A 22,333-nucleotide genomic window follows, 5' to 3' on the forward strand; every position below is an offset into this window, starting at 1 on the left:
GGTAGTGATATGAAGAAGATTACAAGATACATAACAGCTATGCTCATGGCGGCTGGTTCCGCTGTGGCCGCAAATATGCCCGCCCCGGAAAATCCGGCGACCGGTATTTGGATTCAGCAGGTGGGTGACATTGTCCCTCATCCCTCTTCCAAGGCTACTCTGTACTACACAAAGTACCAGAATGATGGGGTCGGTGACCGTGTCAAGGGTATCAGCTATCAGTACAACGGTGCTGGCTACCTGCTAATGAAACCTTCTGATAAGAAGGTGGTTTGTTCTTACAATGATGGTGTTCATGGTGCCGACGGTATTGTTCAGCATCCTGATGGTGATTTGCTTGTTGCAGGTCAGGAACAGAAGACCATCTATAAGGTGAGCAAAACTGCTGGTAATGGAAACAACTGTGTTGTGAAATCAGGTACTCCTGCTCAGGAGACTTCTGGTATTTGGCACTTGATGATGGATCCTACCCAGAAGATTTTGTGGGGTTCGGGTATTCCTGGGCCTCTGTTTAGGTTCTCTACCGAAACGGATGTGACCGAGAAGAACTTCTCTTCTAAGGGTTATCACGTTGAACTTAGACCGAATGCTTCGAATCGCCGAAAGGATAAGAATCTTGCTACGATAGTTTGGGATGGTGATGGAACTGCGTTCTTTACCTATTCTGACTATATGGGTGGTGGTTGCGAACCGAATCACGAAAATTGTACTGCCGATAAAATTAAAGAGAGAAGGGGTGGCGCCTATTTCGGGTATTTCACTGATACAACCTATGTAACGGTAACTGAAGGAAATATCGGTACCTATGGTGGAAAGGTGGGCGAAAAGGTTATCAAATCCTTTGGCACGAAGATCTTGATTGACTCTTTGGAAGGTGCTCATGGTGCCACTTATGATGAATACTCCAAGACCATCTTCGTATTCGGTGGTTCCAAGATTGTTCAGATTCAGCCCTACCGTGAAAACGGTGCCTTGAAGGCCAAGGTGGTCGCCACCATCGATATGCGTGAATATTTCTTTGAGGAAACTCTTGAAAATTTGACTCTCCCGAGAACGAAGGATGGTGCTTATACCGGTTGGCGCCTTGACCAGGGTACTGTCGATGGCTATGGTCATTTGTTTGTTGCCAGTAACACAGGCCACATGGTCTTTGTGGACTATGTAGGCAATTCCCAAAAGCTGATCAAGGATAATATCCTTATCCATGTGCAGTGGATTGACAACTTTTTGGACGATTTGGCCCCTCTTAAAGGTGTTATTGTCGACCGCGCAGGTGGTACGTCTGGCGCAGACGAAGATCTTTCCGAAGAAACCAATCAGAGTAGTTCTGCTTTGATTACCTATAATGGATCTAGCAGTAGCCTGGGTGGAAGCAGCTCTTCTAAGGGTGGCTCCAGTACTTCTGGCAAGTCTAGCAATTCCAACGGAAGTTCTAACTCTAATGGTAGTTCCGGCTCTAACGGTGGCAATGGTTCCAGCGGTTCCAATGGTAATGGCAGCTCTGGTTCCAATGGTGGCAATGGCTCCAGCGGTTCCAACGGCGGCAATGGCAGCTCTGGTTCCAATGGTGGCAATGGCTCCAGCGGTTCCAATGGTAATGGCAGCTCTGGCTCCAATGGTGGCAATGGCTCCAGCGATTCCAACGGCGGCAATGGCTCTAGCGGCTCTAACGGTGGCAATGGTTCCAGCGGTTCCAATGGTGGCAATGGCAGCTCCGGCTCCAATGGCGGCAATGGCTCCAGCGGTTCCAATGGTAATGGCAGCTCCGGCTCCAATGGCGACAATGGCTCCAGCAATTCCATTGGCGGCAATGGCAGCTCTGGTTCCAATGGCGGTAATGGCGGCAATGGCTCCAGCGGTTCCAACGGCGGTAATTCCGGTAGCAATTCCTCTTCTAGCAGAAGTATCGGAGCCGGTGAAGATGTTGACGGAAAGTCCAGCTCCTCCAGAGTCTACTATGGTGCTGATGATTACATCCAGAATGAAGGTTCTGATTACGAAAGCTATCCTTCTGCAGATGACTTTGACAAGGGTGACTCGGCCGTGGCTAGCGTAATCGTCTTGAATCCCACGACTCCGGGTACTAAGAATTCCGTGGTAATTAATGGTAACAGTTACCTGCTGAATGATAAGCCCAAGGGTGATTCTCTGAATCTGGAATACAACTCTGGAAAGAATACCGCAAAGGTTGGACAGGTTCTGGCAATTACTCTGGACTCTTCTAAGGTGAAGGAATACTTCGGTGATGTGGATTCCCTGGAAATTATTTCTGAATCTGTAATCGCCTTGATCGATAAGGAAAATGGCGGTACCAAGACTCAGACCATCAAGGTTAACTCTGATGGTTCCGTGACCTTCTACGTAACTTCTGATAAGGTGGTTTCTGGTGGTGCCATTAAGGTTAGAGGTGGCGGTGAAATGATTATCATCGACAACATCACCTTCTACGATCCTATTCCTGATGCTCGTGTCGGTTACATCAAGGATACTGATGGCAACAATACCTTGGACTACATGGAAATTCTCCTGAACGATTCCCTCTCCGGCAACTATGATCTGGATAGCGTGAAGATCGTTCTGGGTAAGGATACTATCAAGTGCGCTAATCCGAAGCTTAATGATTCCAAGGATCGAATCCTGGTTGACGTAAGCAAGGTCAAGGGCTTGCCGGCCGTGGGCGAATTCCCGAAGGATGCAAAGGCTCTGATTTACTACGGTGATGGTAAGGGTGCTACTTATGGTAGAGAATCTTCCATTGTTGAAGTGGGTAGCTTTGTGATTAAGGATGCATATGCAATCCGCAATGCTAACGGTATGGACTCCCTGTTCCTGCAGTTCAGTATTGATCTGATTCCGGCTGACGTTGGTTCTCCTGAAATGCTGATTATGCTCAAGCAGGAAGCTGAACGTTATGGCTTCGACGTGGGTCAGATTAAGAAAGTGTACATGCCTACAAAGGATATCGTGATCCTGGTTGCAAAGACCTTTGATCTCAAGGGCGGCAAGAAGGATAGCGTGTCTCTGTATCCTAACGTGACCTTCAGCAGCTTGCCGTACATTACTTCTGATGAATACGATCGTGAAATCCCTGTGACGGTAACGGACCGCTTTGCTTCTGCAAAGAACTCGGAATACTGGGATACCGATGGAGACGGCGTTCTGGACCAGATTGTGACCGTGTTCGACAAGAAGCTGACGGCTGCAGATCTTGAGTCTGTGTACATGTCCTTCCCGTGGTATAGCAGCAGAGGCTTGCTGATTCAGCTGCAGGCTCAGCCTGGTGAACTGCGTATTGATCCTAAGGACTCTACCCGAGTCATCTGGGATGTTCATGCCGCAACTCCGCTGGCTTCTGGAGTTACCAGCATTCGCGAAGATCTGCCCGAGGCTACCATCTACACGTACTACAGCGTGTTTAATGAAACCTTCGTGAATGAAGAAACCGTGCCTCCGGTTGACAAGATGTCTCCTGTGGTTTCTCAGGCCTTCCTGAGCTATGGTTCCAAGGCTGACACCTTGATTGTGACCTTCTCTGAACCGATTCTTACCAAGAACCTCAAGGGCGAAGACTTCTTCTCCTATATTCATGGAGGAAAGACTATCGAGCTGGATCCCATGCGTATGGAATGGTCCTCTGATGGCTACTCTGTCAAGTTGATTCTGGATGGTGGCGTATCTACCATTATGCCGGGCGACTCCCTGATTGTCCGTAAGGGTGCCAAGGATGCCATTAAGGATAACTATGGCAACGTTGCTGGCGACGATCCTCAGCCGGTTATTATTGGTGGCTTGCTGAACCATTTGGTTGAGGCTACTAATATGGGTACCTTCGATGCCAATGATGATCGCGTCGTTGACGAAGATGGCGATAAGAGCTACACTCTCCAGACTGTAAGCTCCGTGAACCTCCGCTATGTGCCTGGGTCGACGACTAAGGAAGACCTGCAAAAGGAAGGCGCCTTGGGTCAGCTGGTTCAGTTGGGTGAACGCTTCGTGCCGCAGCTCCTGGATCGCGCTCAGGTCGGTGTAGATGGTTCCTACGATCCTTCTGTGCTGGATTCCCTGAAGCCTGAAGATGTCTACATCTCGTTCATCGTGAACTTCTTCGACCATTTGGGCCAGTATGTGAATGACACCATTATTACGGTTCCCTGTAACAGCCCCAAGTTTGGTGGCAACTGCCTGGAAACCGATAAGAAGGTCTTCGTGAACTGGAACTTCAAGGATCATAACGGCCGCTTTGTTGGAACTGGTGTGTACAACGTCCAGTTCAAGATGGTGGTCCGCTATGAAAACAAGAAGATCGAAGAAGAGATTAAGGATAAGTGGGGCGTTCGCCGCAAAAAGAGCAAGAAGAAATAATCCGCTATCCTAGAAAATTGAAAAGGCTTCCGCAAAAATCGCGGGAGCCTTTTCTGTTCAATGAGGTGGGCGGAGCCCCCTGCGTCAAAGCGATCGCCGGCAGTACCTACAAAAAACGCAGACGATAAAAATCGTCTGCCAAGGGGTCTAGGGCTAATGAACACTTGGCAACTTAGTTGCCTTAGTGAGAATTGTCCTCATAGGGGATGTGCAGGGGCCCCTGCATCTAAGCGGCCATTACTTGTTAATGGCTGCCAAAAATGCGTCTTTCTTTTCCTGGAGGAATTCCTTGCTGTTGTACTTGCGGATACGGCGGAGTGCCTGGTCACGCAACTGACGCACGCGTTCGTGGGAGATGTTCATGGATTCGCCCACTTCACGGAGGGTCTGAGGAGCTTCCTGGTTGATACCGAAGATGCCGGTAATAACCTTTGCTTCGCGTTCCGGCAGCTGTTCCATAAGGTCGCGAGCCAATGCTTCGACGCTCTGGATTTCGGATTCTGCTTCGGGATTGGAAGCGCCGCCATCGGGGAGCACTTCGGCGTAAGTTGCCTTGGAGTCTGCCTTCAGGGGGCTGTCGAAAGAAACGCCGCGCTGACCGATCTGGATAAGTTCGCGGATTTCTTCGTTGATTTCCTTACCGCGGGACTGTTCGTGCAATGCCTTACGCACACGTAGGTGCTGGTTTGCAGGGAGACGAATCAGGTTGCCCTGTTCGTTGATAGCGCGGGTAATATAAGCCTTGATCCACCACACGCCATAAGAAATGAACTTAAGGCCACGGGTGTGTTCGAAAGATTCGATTGCGCGGACGAGGCCCATAGCACCTTCGCTAACCAGGTCCGGCAGGGGGATGGGGCAACCGCGGTACTGGATTGCCACCTTCAAAACGAAACGCATATTTGCAGAGATCAGCTTTTTACGGGCGATTTTATCGCCTTCTTTTGCTTTCTGGAAAAGAATCTGTTCTTCATCTCTGGAGAGGGGAGCGGTGCGACGAATATCTTCTAGGTAACGCTTTAGAGTAGTATCAGTAGAATCAATATGCATGTTTAAACCTTACTCCTTTAATATCGCATTTTTTAAAGCAAGTTGCGTGCCAATAGTGTAAATTTTTGCGAAATAAAGGGCGAAAAGGGCATTTTATTTCACGACGTGTAACGAAATTTAGAAAAATTAGATGTTTTGTCTTGAAATTTAAACAAAATTTGTCATTATTTTATGACTTATGGCAGGATGTTCGTATTTGTTGCATTCGTAAATCGGGGGCCCACTTCTTTTTGACAAATTCGTATATTTAGCTCGTTATGTCAATTAAAGAACCCGATCAATCTGTCTGGAACAGGTTTTGGAAAAGAAAGAACGATATGGACAAGGTTTACCCTTCGTCCCCGTCGGTCATTGAAACGATTAAGAAGAATTTTAAGCTGGAAGGGCTGAAGGTTCTGGAAGTGGGGGCCGGTACTGGTCGCGATAGCGCGGAACTGGCCCGCCTGGGAGCCGAAGTCTATGTCCTGGATTTTGCCGAAAATAGCCTGAAGATTGTGAATTCCCTTCGTGAAAGGGAAAACCTGACCAATCTTCATCTGGTTCGCGGCGATGCGTTCAAGGCTCCCTTCCCGGATAATACCTTTGACCTGGTTTTCCATCAGGGTCTGGCTGAACATTTCAAGGATTCGCTGCCCCTGCTTAAGGAAAACTACCGCATTGTGAAGCATGGTGGGCATTGCCTTTGTGACGTGCCCCAGACGGTTCATCCTTACACTGTTATCAAGCATATCCTGATTGCTATGGATAAGTGGTTTGCCGGTTGGGAAAAACAGTTTACCATGCCCCAGCTGAAGAAGCTGATGAATGACGCCGGCTTTGAAAATGTCTACCAGTATGGCGACTGGATGCGTCCCAATCTGTATTATCGCATGGTTCGTGAACTGGGCTTTAAGGTGGGCATTGAACTGCCTAAGTATCCCTTGCAGGGTACGGCCTACCAGAAGATCAAGGATTCCTTGCTGGATTCCCTGGAAACCAATCCGCTTATGCATTACACTCAGCTTTGCATTGGAGTCTTGGGTCGTAAGCCCTAGCTGATGAACATACTTGTCGTTAACTATCGCGATCGACTGCACCCCGCTGCCGGGGGCGCCGAAAAGCACCTACACCGAATTTTTTCGTTAATTGCCCAGATGGGCCACAAGGTGGTCCTGTTTACGACCGCGTTCCCTGGATGTAAGTCCCGGGAAGAAGTGGACGGAATTACCGTAATCCGCAAGGGTGGCGATTTGCTGTTCCAGGTGAATACGGCGCTGAACTTAAAGAAGTTGGATCGGGAATTTGATTTTGATGTGGTGGTGGAAGACCTGAACAAGCTTCCCCTGTTTACACCTTATCTGACGAAGAAGCCTGTGCTGGTGCAGATGCATCACTTGTGGCGTGGTTCCATTTTCCATGAGGCGTCCTTCCCGGTTGCCTTGGGCGTGTGGCTCTTTGAGACCATCATTCCGTGGTTCTACCGAAAGGAACCCTTTGTGGTGGTGAGTCCCAGTACCAAGCGCGAACTGAACGAGATCGGCGTGGATGAGTCCCGTATTTCTGTAATTTATAACGGTTCCGATGATTGCCGCGTTGAGGATAGTTCTTCCGTTGGCAGCGTTGCCTCTGCGGGTATGGGCGTGCCTTATTTCTTGTGGCTGTCCCGCGTTCATCGCTATAAGGGAATCTGGACGGCTCTTGAGGCTTTTGAAAAGTTTGCCAAGAATCATCCGGATGTGAAACTTGTGGTGGCGGGTGATGGCCCGTTGTTGAAGAAACTTCCTGCTTGGTTGCAACAGCATAATCTTGAAAGTCAGGTGGACCTTCTTGGCTTTGTCAGTTCTAAAAGAAAACGTGAACTGCTTGCCGGAGCCACGGCCTTGCTGCAGACTAGCTATAAGGAAGGCTGGGGTCTTACGGTTGTGGAAGCGGCGAAGCTTGGTACGACGACCATTGCCTGCGATGTGCCTGGTCTTCGTGACAGTGTGCGTAATGGCGAGACGGGCCTGCTCTTTCAGGCGGGTGATACGGATGCCTGCGCTTCTGAGATGGATCGCCTGTATAGTAACGATGACTTGAGGACTCGCCTGGAGGCCGGTGCCGCTGCTTATGCCGATGAATTCCGCTGGGATATTGCGGCTGACATGACTTTGAACTTGATGCAGAATCTTGTGATCCAACATCAGGTTGGGGGTGACGATGAAGAATAATCGTATGAAGCCCTTTATGGTGTTCTGCCTGAAGCTGGTGGTGACGCTGGTTCCTGCTTACTTTGTGTATAGGAACATAGTGTTGGCGCCCGATTGGAACGTCGGGGACTTGTACGAATTGTTCAATGTCAAGAGCGTGCTCCCGTTTGTGCTGGCGCTTCTTTGTCTGGGTTTGTCCAACTTTACGGCTTGCTTGCAGTGGAAACTTTTGCTGGAGCGTCAGAATGTCCATCTTTCTTATGGACGTCTGTTGAAGTTGTATTATGTCGGCTTGTTCTTTAACAACTTCATGCCCGGTAATGTTGGTGGCGACGCCAAGAAGGTTTATGATATCCGCATGCAGGGCGGGCAGGATACTGTCGGGGCTGGACTTACGGCGACGTTCTTTGATCGTCTGTTTGGATTGTTCTTTATTACGTTGTTTGCACTCGCTGTCGGTTTTCTGTTCTTTATGCATGATGCGGAACAGCGTGCCTTTATGTGGCCTTCAGTCTGGATATGCCTTGGATTCTGCGCCTTATTCGCCTCCCTCTTTAGTCGTAGGCTCGGCCGACTGCTTTGTAAGATCATGGCGAAAGTTTTCCCGGAGAAGGTGAATGCTCGCATGCTCCGTATGTTTGAACGTTTTCAGCATTTCCGTTCTGTGAAACTCTGGGTTTCTATTAGCAGTTTGTCGGCGGTGACGCAGGCTTTGCGAATCCTTGTGCATTTCTTTTGCGGAATTGCAGTCGGTGTAGATCTTTCGATTTCCTGGTATTTCTACTACATCCCGCTGGTGGCGATTATTAGCGCCTTGCCTATTTCCATTGGCGGATTTGGCCCTCGTGAATTGCTGGCTCAATCTTTGTTTGCGAAAGCCGGTGTCCCTAACCTGGAATCGGTGGTGATCCAGCTCCTGGCTTACTTCGTAAGTTTGATTCTCAGCTTGTTTGGGGCTTTCGTTTTCTTGCTTGGTGGATCTGCGAAAAATGCGGATCCTGCCGAGAAGGCCGACTAGGGCTGTCTTAACTTGTCCGTTTATAGAACGGTTAGACGTTCTGTTATGCGGTCTTTTTATATACCGGTGGTGATTTACATGTAAATCATCCCATTCCATACGGGTTTGTATGGACATGAAATCTGCCGAAAGTCCGGCTGAAAAAATTCTCTCTGGTTTGAATTCTGACCAGAGGGCCGCTGTTTTGCATGATCACGAATCTGGGGCTCAGCTTTTGATTTTGGCTGGTGCGGGGTCGGGAAAGACATCCGTGTTGACCAAGCGCATCCAGTACCGCATACTTTGCGGTGTGGCTCCCGAAAAAATTCTAGCACTGACTTTTACGGCTAAGGCGGCTGCTGAAATGCGGGAGCGTGTACAGGCCTTGTTCCCTAATGCGGGGGTGCGCCTTTGCACGTTTCATTCTCTTGCGCTTTATATGTTGAAGTGTAAGGTTCCTGCAAATGGGGATGGTTCTTCGGGGGAGGTGTGTGCGTACGAGTTGCTGGGGTTTAAGAAGATTCCCTCTCCGACAGAATCTGCAGAGAGAAACTTTGCCCATCGGCTTATGGAACTTAAAATAAAAAGTGGAACAGTCCTTCGTGAAAATCTCTTTTCTTATGGGTTGTCGGCAAAACTGCAAAAGAAGTTGGCACCCCTCCGGGAGGAAGTCCATCAGACTGGTCGTGTGGTTTTTGAAGATTTGATATTTGAGGCGATTCGCCTGATCGAAGAGTTTCCCTTTGTTCGGGACTATTTTCAGAGTCTTTGGTCTGAAATTCTTGTTGATGAATATCAAGATATCAATCCGACTCAGTACCGTATGGTTAAAGGTCTGCTTGGAAATCGGAAATCCCTTTTTGTTGTGGGGGACGATGACCAGGCTATTTATGGTTTCCGCGGGGCTGATATCGGCAATATTAACCGCTTCCGAGACGATTTTAGGGAGAGCACGCTGATTCGCCTGGAATGGAATTACCGGTCCGTTCCCAATGTACTTCATTTGGCGAATCAGATTTTTACGAATAAGCCCATTCATTTGCGGAAGGTCCTGCGTGCTGGAAATCCTTCGGGCTCCAAGGGGAATCCCATCTTCAAGGAAAATCGGAAACCTGAAGTGTGGGTGTCCGATAATCCGGTGGAGGAAATGCAGAAGGTCGTTCAGTCCATTAAGGAACTTCGGATGGGCTATGACTTGGAATGGAAAAACTTTGCCATTCTTGTAAGGTATAACCGCCAGCGTCTTTATTATGAAGAGGCCCTGCGGGATTATAACATTCCCATTGCGGGAGGGCCTGCAGAAAATGGTGAGGAAGGGGCCGTCCTGGAAAACGGGGTGCATGTGGAAACTGTGCATGCGTCAAAGGGGTTGCAGTACGCGGTGGTCTATTATGCGGGGCTTGCCGAGGGGTTGACTCCTGGGGCGTGTACGGGATCTAGGTCTCAGCGGAAAAGGCAGTTGGAAGAGGAGCGTCGTCTGTACTATGTGGGGGTGACTCGTGCGGAGGCCTGTCTGATTTTGTTATATTGCAAACGTAGATTTTGGAAGGGGCAGTTGTGTAAGTTCAAACGTTCCAGTTTTTTACCGAAGGAAAGCTCCTGTAAGTCTAAAGGTTTGATGATGCCTCTCGTTTTTTTTAGAATTTATGTCGTCCTGATTGTTCTTGGCTACTTGTGTGTGCAGATGATTCGTGTGCCCTATGCCAAGTGGCGGCATGGCGGAGATATGACTCCTTGGGTCGATGGCCGTATCCAGTTCTTTTCTGCTTTCTGTTTGAAGATGCTCCGTGTGGAATTGAATATTGAAAATCAGGCTGCGCTCGGCAAAGTGGATTGGACTCGCCCCGTATTTGCGGTTGGAAACCATGGCTCATTTTCGGATATCCCTATGGTTTTTCTTGCCCTTCAGCGGACATTTGGTTTTGTGGCCAAGGAGTCTCTGGGCAAGGTGCCGTTCCTTCATTTTTGGATGAAGCAGATTGGCTGTGCCTTGGTGAACCGTTCCAAGGGTGGTGCCGCAGCCGCCGTACGACGTGTTATCGCGGAACGAGGAACTGCTCCCCGCTTGTTTATCTTCCCTGAAGGAACCCGCAGTAAAGACGGAGCTTTGGGTCCTTTTAAGAGTGGCACTTTCTATTTTGCCCACGAAAATGACGGCTTCATTCTTCCCTTGGTCATCAAGGGCTCTGCCGCTGTCTGGGAGAAACGAAAGAATGCCGGACCGTGCAAGGTGACGGTGAAAATTCTTGATCCTATTGACGTGAAGGCGTTGAAGGAATCCAATCCCGATATTGATCCGAAGCAGGATTTGTGTCCTATGGTTCATGATCGTATGGAAAGTGCATTGAGGTTGGGACTGCTATGATTGGTGTTTTTGATTCCGGTTTTGGCGGTCTAACTATTTTGCGGGATTTGCAAAAGGTGTTGCCGCAGTACGACTACCTGTATCTGGGGGATAATGCCCGCGCTCCCTATGGTTCCCGTAGCTTTGAAACCATTTACCGCTATACGTTGCAGGCGGTTCGTGAACTGTTTAGTCGTGGATGCCCCCTGGTGATCCTAGCTTGCAATACAGCTTCTGCACGAGCCCTTCGCAGTATCCAGCAGCAGGTGCTTCCTTTTGAATTTCCTGATCGCAGGGTACTGGGGATTATCCGTCCCACTGCAGAAGAAATTGGACGTGTCAGTAAGACGGGGCATATCGGGATTTTTGCGACGGCAGGAACGGTTTCTTCGGGAAGCTATCCCATCGAGATCAACCATTTTTATCCGGAGCTGAAAGTGACTCAGCATGCGTGCCCCATGTGGGTGCCCTTGGTTGAGTATGGCGAACGGGAATCCGATGGTGCTCGTTACTTTGTTAAAAAGGAAGTGGAGGCCGTTTTACGTGAGGATCCTGAAATCGACACCATCCTTTTAGCTTGTACCCACTATCCGCTGCTGGAAAAGGCTATCCGCGAATCTACTCCGCCGGGGGTGAACCTGGTGTTTCAGGGGAGTATCGTGGCGGACAAGACTGTCGACTATCTGAAACGTCACCCGGAAATAGAAAAACGACTTGCGAAAAACGGTAAAACCAGTTTTTTGACTACAGATACGGCCGAATTCTTTGAAAAAGGCGCCTTTTTCTTTGGAATGCAGGACATTTCTGCTGAATCGCTGACCTTTTAACCTACAAAATTAGTATCTTATACAAAAAACGACGAACCATCTAGGATGGTCCGCCCGTGAGAGTTTTAATTAAAGGGGGGACCTCGGGCCGTAGTCCGGGGTTCTCGAAGTCTAACCAAGTCGAATCTATTTCGAGTATAATTAACGGATTGTATAAAAATGCCGAAGACACAGATTAATCTCGATGGTTGGCAGGACTACCGCGGTAACGCCGCAGGCAGCTTGCTTTATGTAGAAACTAGCCACCAGTCTGAAATGCCGGTGCGCGACCAGCTCAACGAAAATGGCAAGGGCTTCCTTTCTGAACCGAACTACGAAACCAGCACCTATGGCCTCGTGAGCTGCTACAATGTGAAGGCTGTGAATGCTATCCTCAAGGCCAAGAGCCGCTACATTCTTTTCGGTACCCGCTACGAAGGTCTCAGCGATTCCGAAATGCGCAACAAGTACCTGATCATGGGTTATATGCGCATCGATAAGATCAAGGACGTTCGTACCCGCCACATCCAGCGCTACATGGCTAATCCGGAACTTCAGGAACCGGAATGCATGCAGATGGAACACAACTGGGCTGTTTATGGTCCCATGCGCTTTGTCTCCATGAACGATTCCTTTGTCGTTACCGACGAAATCCTCAAGGAATGGGGGTACCGCGGTCACGCTTCCCGTCAGCTGAAGGCTGTATTCCAGAAGGAACATCTTGAACAGATCCTTTCTTACCTGGATTCCAAGGAAGATATGATCGACGAATATATCGCTACCGTCGACGAATACAAGGAAGCTTTGGAAGAAGGTTAATCCTTTAAATTTTTATGCGAAAAAGGCCGTGGATGAAATCCACGGCCTTTTCTGTTTCTTTATTGTTAGACTTTATTTTTTGACGGCCCTAATAGAACTGGAGCTTGTCTTCAGGATGTATGTTCCCTGGCGGACGTCGAGGCGGAGAGTGCCGTTGTCGTTCAGTGCCTGGTTCTTTGTGCCTGTCCAGAGGAGGTTGCCGTTCAGGTCGAAGAGCTTGGCCTGCATGTGGTTGTCGTTGAAGGCGTACTTAAAGTTGGAATGGATGGATGTGGTGCCGCAGCCGACGGCTTCGATCTTGGCAATGTAAATGCCGGATCCGTTGCTGTTGAAGGTGAGGCTGTTGGAACCGAAGGGTGCGCCGGATTCATCTTTTTCGTTTGTTAGAGGAATGGTGACTTCGCTCCATTCGGAACCGCTTGCGTCGTTGCCGTACTGGTAGCTAGTCCATTCGGATCCGCCTGCGCCGCCGATGTTCACGGAGTTGGTGGAATCCACGCCGCGCATGGTGATGACGAGGTCGCTGCAGACCTGGAGAGGATCGTAGACGAGGGCCATGTCGCTCAGGGCGTAAACGCCGTGCTGGTAACCGCAGTCATCCTGATTGCAACCTGCCAAGGGAAGCTTGACGTACTGGGACACGCCGTCCAGCGGGGTGGTGACCAGGGTGCCTTCGAATTCGCCACTCCACTTACCGGCGGAGGTTTCCTTGCTGAAGTCTACGATGGTAATGCTGGAGGGAATGTTGCTGCCGCCATTGCCGCCTTCTTCAATGGGGGCGTCTTCGCAGTTGCCGATATTGGCGCCAGCACTCATGGTGTAGACCAAGGTGGTGATGGAACGGGCCGGAAGATTGTAGCTGACGCTAGTTGTGATTTCCTTGCTCTTGGCTCCGCTCTCTACAGACTGAACTGCGTAGATGGCGTTGTAGCCATTGATGCTGGGAGCGTTCAGGCTTACGGGGGCGTTGGCGGTGTTGATGGTGATGACGGAGATGGAATCGCAACCTACACTACGGAAGGCTACCACCTTGAGTTCATCCTGGTCGGAAGTACTGGTGATGACGCGTGCGTTGGGATTTACGAACTTGGAGTAGTGTCGCATGGCGTGGTACTCCGGTGCGATAACGATTTCGTCCTTGGTGCAGTTGCCCCAGTTGGCGGCGCAAACGCCGATGAACTGACCCTTTTCGCCCCAGTACAGTTCCCAGGCGATGTAGGCGTTGAGCTTGCCGCTGGTGAAACCGACTTGCATGATGTGGGCGAGGCCGACCATGTCTGCTTCGCGGATGTCATTTTCCATGGTGCAGAATTCGGTCATGATCAAGGGCTTGGTATCGCTACCCCAGCGGGAGGCGATGGAACTCATGGGCTTGCGGAAATTTTCCGGGTTCAGGTAGTTCTGTCCGGAGTTGTCGTTACCGTCGCCGGCGTGGTACAGATGGTAGGCGTAGCCTCCCAGCTTGCTGTCGTCCAGCTTGGCCATGTAGTTCTGGAAATTGTTGAAGCCGATGCCCAGCGGTTCGGGGCCGATAATCTTGGGCGGGTTGGCCAGGCTGTTCAGGGAGTCGCTCACTGCCTGAAGTGCTTTGTCGTAACCGGCGATGCCATCCTTTTCGGACGGTTCGAAAAGCGTTTCTTCGTACTCGGCGTTCATGTCCGGTTCGTTCTGCAGGGAGATGTAATCCGGTGCGATGCCCATGGCTTCGTAGGCCTGGTAGGAAGTTTTCCACCAGTGTGCGAAGTCGGCGTATACGAAGGCACCGTAGGGGTCGGTGGATGAAGTCTTGAGGGTGTTGTTCTTCTTGTCGCCGTTGCCTGCGCTACCATTGATGCTGTTGCTGGGCTTGAGGCTCGGAGGGGCGCTCCAGGAAGACATTTCGATTTTCAGCTTGTTGCCGAGGCGCTGTCTTGCTGCCTTGATGATCGCGGCGTCGTTGGCCAGGCTCTTTTCGCTGTCCTGCTTCCAGTTGCCGATACGCAGGATGGAAAGATTTAGACCGGTAAAGGCTGTATCGTAAAATGCTTGCTGGGTAGCATTACCCATGGCGGTAACCCAGTCCTGGTAGTAAACGCTACCGGCTCCGAAACCAAGAATTTTTTGCTTGGTGTCGGCAGGATCTATGGTAATCGTTGCGGCAGATGCAACTACAGCGGAAGCCAAAGCTGCGGGTACTAATTTCCTGATCATGTTGTTTCCTTTCTATACACCAAGACAAAAATAATTTTTTTGTATTTGCAATGGAAAAACGTTAAACTAAAAGTAAGAACGTAAAAAACGGCCCGTTATAAACGGACCGTCCTTTCGAGATTCCTGGTTCCAAATTTTTTTATAGGGCCCGTTTTTTCCTAAATAGGCTCCAGGAGCCAATTATTTAGGCCTACTTTTTAATAGGCTCCGTCGCCCTTGAACACGACCTTGAATGTCTTGAGGATGAGCTTGATGTCGTCGCCCAGCTTGCCGTCGCGGCGGATGTAGTCGTTGTCCAGGCGCATCTGACCTTCGAAGCTAATGTTGCTTCGACCGCTGACCTGCCAGATGCAGGTAAGGCCCGGTGTGACGGACAGACGCATACGGTGCCACGGTTCGTACTCTGCCACTTCCGAGGGAATAGGCGGTCGCGGACCGACGATACTCATGTCGCCCTTGATGATGTTGAAGAACTGAGGCAGTTCGTCGAGGCTGAACTTGCGGAGAACTCTGCCGAAGGGGTAGATTCTCGGGTCGTTCTTCATCTTGAAGGTCTTGCCGCCGGTTTCGTTCAGCTTCATCAGTTCCTTCTTGCGTTCTTCGGCGTCGGCGTACATGCTGCGGAACTTGTACATGGTAAACAGTTTGCCGTTCTTGCCTACGCGGACCTGCTTAAAGATGACAGGACCCTTGGGATCGCTGATCTTGACTGCGGCGGCGCAGAACAGAAGCAAGGGGGAACAGAGAACGATGGCTGCGCTGGTGCAGACCACATCCACGATGCGCTTGATAATGTGGCGGAAGCGGATGCGGTGGGGGTGCTGCCAGATATGGTCCAGGTTCAGGCGCTGCAACGAGAAGAAACTTCCGTTGGTGCTGTTGAACTCGTCAAGCTTGGCCTGCATTTCCAGGTTGTTCTTTTCCTGGGAACCCATATAGAGGTGGGCTTCGAAAATGGGCTTTCTGGGCTTGATTCGCAGGGACTGGATGAGGCCGGCGTCGTTCAGCTTATGGAGGATTTCCTTACGGATGGACTCCAGGGTTGACATGTCGGAGTTCAACAGGATGATACCAAGGCCGTTTCCGTCGGAGAGGTAGCCGAGGACATCAATGAACCTCAAATGGGAGAACATGGTGAGTATGCTGATTCGCCATGTGTTTTCTACGGTCTGGTTGGGGCTGCCCCAGCCAAAAAAATCGTACTGATGAGCGTAAATCTTGATGTAAAGGAATGGCTTGCAGGTTCGGTTTGCACGAAGGAATTCCTCGTTGAGACGGGCTCTGAACAATCGTGCTGGATACACGATGTTCTTCAATTTCTGCTCGTCGAGAATAGAACCGATTGCCGGATTTACAGATTGCTGATCCATGGACGCAAATATAAAAAAAGAAGAATTTACTTCGGTGTAGCAAAAAGGGGTAAGGGTTTGTAATTGGCTGTTTTAAGGAAAAAACTCCAAAAAACATTTTGTTAATTTGTATGAACATAAAGGTTTGCTGCAGAATAGGGACGTTATACCGGTAAAATAGGACGTTCGAAGGGCCTGCTTTCGTGAAGAAATGCGGAACTTTTCTAATTTTGGGCTGTATAATTTTAAAATGGAGACGCTCTATGTTGCGTATTGGTCTTATTGGTACAGGTACCGTCGGTGGCGGTGTTATTCAGATTTTGGAACAGAAGATTGCCGAATACAAGGAAAAGCTCGGTGTCGAAATGGAACTGGCTTGCATTTGCGCCAAGTCCGACGAAGAAGTGGCTCCCTTCAAGGCTAAGGGCTACAAGACCTCTACCAATGCCGACGAAATGATCGCTTCCAACGACATTGACGTGTTGGTGGAACTGGCTGGTGGCTACAATATGCCCCGCAAGTGGATCCTGGCTGCCCTGGAAAGTGGCAAGCATGTGGTTACCGCTAACAAGGCTTTGCTGGCTAAGTACGGTCACGAAATTTTCCCGCTGGCTGCAAAGAAGGGTTTGCATGTTCTGTTTGAAGCTGCTGTCGGTGGTGGCATTCCTATTATCCGTAGCCTCCAGGAAGGCCTGCTGGGCTCTACCGTCGAAAACCTGAGCTGCATCATTAACGGTACTTGTAACTATATCCTGTCCCGTATGGCTGAAGAAGGCCTGGACTTCGATGTGGTTCTTAAGGATGCTCAGCGTCTCGGTTTTGCTGAAGCCGATCCTACCTTTGATATTGAAGGTATCGACTCCGCTCACAAGACTGCTCTCCTGGCTTCTCTCTGCAGCGGCCACCGCGTAGACTTTGAAAAGATTCACGTGACCGGTATTTCCAAGATTACCGCCCAGGATATCGCCATCGCCAAGGAACTTGGCTGCTGCGTGAAGCTTCTGGGTATCTACCGCCGTGAAGGCGATCGCGTGGACGCCCGTGTCCATCCGTGCCTGGTTCCCATGGAACATCAGCTGTCTAGTGTGAACCGCGTTCTGAACGCTGTCTACCTGCAGTGCGACAATCTGGGTGAAACCCTCCAGACCGGTGCTGGTGCTGGTCGTCTGCCCACCGCTTCCGCTGTTGTGGCTGACCTGGTCTCTCTGGCCCGCTCTACCGACTGCGGTTCCCGCAAGGCTCTCCCCATGGGCTGGTTCAATGTTGAAAATTCTGCCACCCTGGTTCCCATTTCCGAAACCAGCGCCCGCTACTACCTGCGCTTCACTTCCCGTGATGCTTGCGGCGTTCTGGCTAAGATCACCAAGATCCTGGCCGATAATAACATTTCCATCGAAACCATCATCCAGAAGAACGTCAAGGATCCGGGTAAGGTTTCTGTGGTTGTCATTACCGAATGCACCCAGGACAGCAAGGCCCAGAAGGCAGTGGATGCCATCGACGCTCTCGCTGAAATCGTGGAAAAGAGCCAGGTTATCCGCTTCTTGGCTTAAACGCTTTAGGATGGTTCCCGTCACGGGTTGATGGGAACCTTTCCTCTTGTTTACTTCTTCCGTTGGATTGTGTATGATTCGAGCGACCACATTGGAACGTATGCTTGTTGTCCTGTCGGACTTTGTTGCGTTGTCCATTTGCTTTGGCTTGGCCTTCTGGGTGCAGTTCCACAGTGGGTGGATTGCTGACAAGTTTGATCCTAGCCGAGCTTTTGCTGATTACTACCACATGGGTATTGTGCTTAATGTGGGGTGGCTCTTTCTGTTTGTTTGCGCGGGACTTTATCGTTCCTGGCTTCTGCAGTCTAGGACTCATCAGATTTTGCGGGTGCTGCGTGCGGTGGTCCTTGGAATTATCCTGGTGATTCTTTGCCTGTTCGGTGCGGAATTCCTGGGCAAGGTTATGTCTAACGAACCCTTGAACAGCGGTTATCTGTATGGATCTCGCTTCCCCTGGATTTTTATATACGGTGGTTTTGCACTTTGCCTGGTGGTCAGTTTTAGAATGATCATCTACCAGTGCCTTCGCGGTCTGTTGCGTCTCGGTTATGGTGCCAATAACATTCTGGTACTTGGTGCAACCGAGGCAGGTCGCAAGATTGCCGAAGAACTCGCCAAGACGCCTCAGCGTGGTCAGCGTGTTATTGGTTTTGTCGATGAACGTTATCAGGTCATGGACAAGGAATTTGCCGGTGTCCCCGTTCTTGGTAAGTATTCTGACTTGCCCGCGTTGATTAAGAGTAAGAAGGTTTCTGGCATCATTATCGCCCATGATAGTACCTCTCCGCAGGAAATTATGCGAGTGCTTGTGTGGGTTTGCGAATGCGCTGTACACATCTACCTCGTTCCGGAACTTTATCAGGTGATTCATGGTCAGTTCAAGGCAAATCTGGTATATGGCTTTGAACTCCAGGAACTGCTGCCTTTTACCATGCCGCCCTGGCAGGTCCGCGTCAAACGTATGGTGGACATTTGCTTCGGTACCTTCCTTGGAATTTGTTCGTTGCCCATTTGCCTGCTTGCGGCTATCGCTATCAAGCTGGACGATCGTGGCCCGGTTTTCTATTCCCAGGAACGAATCGGTTTGTATGGAAAGCCTTTCTTTGTGTACAAGTTCCGTACCATGCGTACCGATGCCGAAAAGTTTGGCGCTCAGTGGGCTACCAAGAACGATCCGCGAATTACCCGCATTGGACGATTCCTGCGTAAGACCCGTATCGATGAACTTCCCCAGATTCTGTGCGTGCTGAAAGGTGATATGAGTATGGTGGGCCCCCGCCCCGAACGAGCTGTGTTTATCGGTAAGCTCCGTGAACAGATTCCCTTCTACATCAGCCGTCTGAAGATGAAGCCGGGGTTGACTGGTTGGGCTCAGGTCTGCCATCATTACGATACCAGCACCGAAGACGTGAAGATTAAATTGCAGTACGATATGTATTACTACGAGAATATGAGCCTCTTGCTGGATTTCCAGATTCTTGTACGTACTGTTTATGTTGTTTTAACAGGAAAAGGCGCTCAGTAGGTTTGAGGGCGTTCGCTCCGCTCACTTTGAGGGGTGAGGTCGGGCTACGCCCTAGAGGTTGTAAGTATCCTCATACCTCAGAGCGAATGAAATGAGCGACCCCATACCTCATACCAAAACGTTTATATAAGGACCTTGATTATGTACGGTGATAATTCTACTCCGGTGTTTCCCACAGAAGATGCTTTGACTATGATCCGTCTGGCTTTGGCTGAAGACGTTCGCACTGGTGACGTGACCAGCATGTGGACCATTCCTGCCGACCAGAAGCAGCATGCTCGTTTGATCGCTAAGGAAGATGGCGTTGTGGCTGGTCTTCCCATTATCGAACTGGTGTTCCAGGAAATGAAGGCTAATGCTACCGTGACCCTCCACAAGAAGGATGGTGACGTGGTAAAGAAGGGCGATCTGATTGCCGAACTGGATGGTACCACTCACGAACTTTTGACCGGTGAACGTACCTTGCTGAACTTCATCCAGCAGCTTTCCGGTGTGGCCACTGTGGCTCACACTTTCCAGGAAGCATTGAAGGGTGGTAAGACCAAGGTCCTGGATACCCGTAAGACTATTCCCGGTTTCCGTACCTTGCAGAAGTATGCTGTTCGCGTTGGCGGCGGATCCAACCACCGTATGGGCCTCTTTGACATGGTGCTGGTGAAGGACAACCACATTGCTGCCGCCGGTGGCGTGTTGGAAGCTCTGGCAGTTGTCAAGAAGAATAACACCCAGAACCTCATGGTTGAAATGGAAGTGGAAAATTTCGACCAGCTGCGCGCCTTGCTCAATAAGGGTGTTGACGTGATTATGCTGGACAACATGAGCAACGAAACCATGGCTGAAGCCTTGAAGATCATCAAGGAAAGCGGCGACAAGTGCCTGGTGGAAGGTTCCGGCAACATGACCCTGGAACGCGCCAAGGAAATCGCTACCCTCGGCCTGGACTTCATCTCCGTGGGTGCCCTTACTCATAGCGTGAAGGCTCTCGACATTTCCATGAGAATTTAAGCTTTGAGGTCGGGCTTCGCCCTTTTAGGTGTGAGGTCGCAGCAGAGCTGCTTAGAGGTATCGAATTGATTTCGTACCTCATACCTCAAAACGAACGAAGTGAGTGACCTCACTCCTCATACCCGGATAAAAGAGACTATGGCAGATTCTGTAACATTAGTTGTTGACGTAGGAAACACCCACACGGTTCTTGGCATTTTCAAGGGAACCAAGGTGGTGGATTACTGGCGCCTGACAACCCGTAAGGAAACCACTTCCGACGAGGTGATGAACCGTATCGGAGGTCTTCTCCGCTTTTCTAAGATTAATCCGGAAGAGATTACCCATGTGGGTCTTTCGACGGTGGTGCCCGCTCTTGAGCGCCCCTGGATCAAGGCTCTGGATTCTCTGCTGAAAAAGCACGTTCAGGTTGTCAATTCCAAGAACTGCCTCGGTTTGAAAATTGAATACCAGAATCCTTCCATGGCTGGTGCCGACCGCCTCTGCAATGTGATTGCGCTCCGTGAAGAAGGCCTGAAAAACGGTGTGGTGGTGGATATGGGAACTGCAACCACCTTTGATGTCATGAAGGATGGCGCTTTTGTTGGGGGCGTGATTATCCCCGGTATTAACGCTAGCCTGGATGCCCTTACCGAAAAGGCTGCTCGCTTGCTTCCGGTAACCATCGAATGGCCCGAAAACGTGGTGGCTGACAATACGGATGATGCTATTCGAGCTGGTCTTCTTTATGGTTTCCTGGCTCAGCTGGAAGTGCTGATCGGTAAGATCAAGAAGGAAGTGGGCTGCGAAGACCTGCCTGTCTATGCGACGGGCGGTTGGGGCAAGACCATTGCCCGCCGGACAACCCTTATTGACAAGTATGACCCTTTCCTAACTTTGCGAGGAATCCGTCTGGTGGCTGTCAAGGGAAATTCCGTTGCAGAAGTGGAACGGGATACCGAAGAAGAATAGCCAGAACATCTGTTTTTGAAAGCCTTATCCTGAGGAATAGGGCTTTTTTTTATGGGAAAAAAGCAGAAATGTGCTTATCGCAAATTAAACTTATTATATTATTACATAAGTTAAGAAGGTGAAAATCGTGCTGGCAAAATTCCTTAAGATGTTATCGCAGAACAGAACGTGGATCTTTTTGGTCATGTGTCTGTCTGTCCATATATTCAACGCAATCTATTTTTATTCCATTGGCTTAACTCCGCTGGTGGTGCTGAATATTGGTAGTTCTTGTCTGTATGTCTTGTTCCTGACCTTGTTCAGGAAGAATAGTGACCTGCAGATTGTATTTGCCTATTTCGAAATAATCATATTCTCGTTCTTTAGTGAAGTTGTGGCCGGCGGTCACTTTAGCTATGTGAACTTTATTATCGGCATGGTGGCTGTGGTGTTCTTTCTGCTGCCCTTTAGGAACAAGAAGAAACATATTTACCAGTTCATTGGTGTGGTGTCGGCCATTGGTGTAAGCCAAATTACGGTGTTCGAATATTCCATGTTCCCGGAATACTTACCTATTGTTCTTGAACATAAAGTATTCATTTCCTGTCTGAATCTTATCATTACCTTGTTTACCCTTTTCTATGTTTCCAACCTTTATTTGGTAGAGCTGAACGAGGCCAGGGCCAAACTGGATTATTCAAGTAATCATGACGTGCTGACCGGTCTTTATAACCGCCGCTTTTTTGAAGGCATCATGAAACGCAGCAAGGAAGAAAACGAGAATGCCTTTTCTGTGGCCATGGTGGATGTGGACGACTTTAAGCATATTAACGATACTTACGGTCACGAGGCCGGCGACAAGGTTCTGGAACGGGTGAGCCACCTGCTGGCCGATGTGCTTCCCAAGAATGCCATTGCCGTCCGTTGGGGTGGCGAGGAATTCGTGCTTTACCTGCCCATGATGAGTGTGGACAGTGCCCGTGGAGTCCTGGAAAATTTCATTACGAGACTTCGCGAAAGTTCCGTTATTTACCGGAATCAGGAAATCAGGATTTCTGCGACAATCGGCGTGTGTACCGGTGACAGTATTTCGGAATATGAGAATTACATCCGCCAGGCAGACGAAAAACTCTACTGGGGAAAGAAACACGGCAAAAACCAGATTGTGAGTTAGAAGTGTTCTACTCGTAAGTTTTGAAAACTTCAAAAAAAGTTATATTATCGGTGATTAAATA

15 protein-coding genes are annotated in these 22,333 nt (G+C 49.7%); 12 read left to right on the top strand and 3 right to left on the bottom strand.

The window, feature by feature from the left end; all coding sequences use genetic code 11:
- Nucleotides 1-9: 9 nt before the first annotated feature.
- Nucleotides 10-4,362, top strand: a complete 4,353-nt coding sequence (locus BUB38_RS01085) for a hypothetical protein (RefSeq protein ID WP_139258147.1) — start codon at nucleotides 10-12, stop codon at nucleotides 4,360-4,362.
- A 237-nt stretch (nucleotides 4,363-4,599) separates the two neighbouring features.
- Here BUB38_RS01085 and BUB38_RS01090 read toward each other — a convergent pair whose 3' ends face one another.
- Nucleotides 4,600-5,412 (bottom strand): sigma-70 family RNA polymerase sigma factor, encoded by an 813-nt coding sequence (locus tag BUB38_RS01090; protein ID WP_073155865.1) that lies wholly within the window; start codon nucleotides 5,410-5,412, stop codon nucleotides 4,600-4,602.
- A 317-nt stretch (nucleotides 5,413-5,729) separates the two neighbouring features.
- Between BUB38_RS01090 and BUB38_RS01095 the strand changes: the two genes are divergently transcribed.
- From BUB38_RS01095 to BUB38_RS01120, 6 genes are all read left to right on the top strand, one after another.
- Complete coding sequence (locus BUB38_RS01095; RefSeq protein ID WP_254794841.1) at nucleotides 5,730-6,446, top strand: class I SAM-dependent methyltransferase; 717 nt, start codon at nucleotides 5,730-5,732, stop codon at nucleotides 6,444-6,446.
- A 3-nt stretch (nucleotides 6,447-6,449) separates the two neighbouring features.
- Nucleotides 6,450-7,601, top strand: a complete 1,152-nt coding sequence (locus tag BUB38_RS01100; RefSeq protein ID WP_073155871.1) for a glycosyltransferase family 4 protein — start codon at nucleotides 6,450-6,452, stop codon at nucleotides 7,599-7,601.
- Nucleotides 7,591-8,598: a lysylphosphatidylglycerol synthase transmembrane domain-containing protein gene (locus BUB38_RS01105; protein WP_073155874.1), complete on the top strand. Its 1,008-nt coding sequence runs from the start codon at nucleotides 7,591-7,593 to the stop codon at nucleotides 8,596-8,598. The genes BUB38_RS01100 and BUB38_RS01105 overlap by 11 nt, the downstream gene beginning before the upstream one ends.
- Nucleotides 8,599-8,707: 109 nt before the next feature.
- Nucleotides 8,708-10,942 carry a UvrD-helicase domain-containing protein gene (locus BUB38_RS01110; RefSeq protein ID WP_254794842.1) on the top strand — a complete coding sequence of 745 codons (2,235 nt, stop codon included), beginning with the start codon at nucleotides 8,708-8,710 and terminating at the stop codon, nucleotides 10,940-10,942.
- The gene (gene murI / locus BUB38_RS01115) at nucleotides 10,939-11,748 is read left to right on the top strand and encodes a glutamate racemase (RefSeq protein ID WP_073155876.1); all 810 of its coding nucleotides are present in this window, start codon (nucleotides 10,939-10,941) and stop codon (nucleotides 11,746-11,748) included. Before BUB38_RS01110 ends, murI begins: the two co-directional genes overlap by 4 nt.
- 159 nt (nucleotides 11,749-11,907) lie before the next feature.
- Nucleotides 11,908-12,546, top strand: a complete 639-nt coding sequence (locus BUB38_RS01120) for a hypothetical protein (protein ID WP_073155879.1) — start codon at nucleotides 11,908-11,910, stop codon at nucleotides 12,544-12,546.
- Between the two features lie 72 nt (nucleotides 12,547-12,618).
- On the opposite strand, the gene BUB38_RS01125 is transcribed toward BUB38_RS01120, so the two are convergent.
- Both BUB38_RS01125 and BUB38_RS01130 read right to left on the bottom strand, forming a co-directional pair.
- Nucleotides 12,619-14,736 (bottom strand): glycoside hydrolase, encoded by a 2,118-nt coding sequence (locus BUB38_RS01125; protein WP_073155882.1) that lies wholly within the window; start codon nucleotides 14,734-14,736, stop codon nucleotides 12,619-12,621.
- Nucleotides 14,737-14,933: 197 nt separating this feature from the next.
- The gene (locus tag BUB38_RS01130) at nucleotides 14,934-16,106 is read right to left on the bottom strand and encodes a sugar transferase (RefSeq protein ID WP_073155884.1); all 1,173 of its coding nucleotides are present in this window, start codon (nucleotides 16,104-16,106) and stop codon (nucleotides 14,934-14,936) included.
- Between the two features lie 242 nt (nucleotides 16,107-16,348).
- On the opposite strand from BUB38_RS01130, the gene BUB38_RS01135 reads away from it, so the two are divergent.
- From BUB38_RS01135 to BUB38_RS01155, 5 genes are all read left to right on the top strand, one after another.
- A complete protein-coding gene (locus BUB38_RS01135; RefSeq protein WP_073155887.1) occupies nucleotides 16,349-17,638 on the top strand; it encodes a homoserine dehydrogenase in 1,290 nt (429 codons plus the stop codon).
- A 73-nt stretch (nucleotides 17,639-17,711) separates the two neighbouring features.
- Entirely contained in the window at nucleotides 17,712-19,163 is a 1,452-nt protein-coding gene (locus BUB38_RS01140) for a sugar transferase (RefSeq protein WP_073155890.1), read from the top strand.
- A gap of 141 nt (nucleotides 19,164-19,304) precedes the next feature.
- Nucleotides 19,305-20,168, top strand: a complete 864-nt coding sequence (nadC, locus tag BUB38_RS01145) for a carboxylating nicotinate-nucleotide diphosphorylase (protein WP_073155893.1) — start codon at nucleotides 19,305-19,307, stop codon at nucleotides 20,166-20,168.
- Between the two features lie 138 nt (nucleotides 20,169-20,306).
- Complete coding sequence (locus BUB38_RS01150; RefSeq protein WP_073155896.1) at nucleotides 20,307-21,119, top strand: type III pantothenate kinase; 813 nt, start codon at nucleotides 20,307-20,309, stop codon at nucleotides 21,117-21,119.
- Nucleotides 21,120-21,303: 184 nt separating this feature from the next.
- Nucleotides 21,304-22,272, top strand: a complete 969-nt coding sequence (locus tag BUB38_RS01155) for a GGDEF domain-containing protein (protein WP_073155899.1) — start codon at nucleotides 21,304-21,306, stop codon at nucleotides 22,270-22,272.
- Nucleotides 22,273-22,333: the final 61 nt, after the last annotated feature.

Origin of the sequence: Fibrobacter sp. UWH5 (genome assembly GCF_900142505.1) — a bacterium.
Classification (GTDB): Bacteria; Fibrobacterota; Fibrobacteria; order Fibrobacterales; family Fibrobacteraceae; genus Fibrobacter.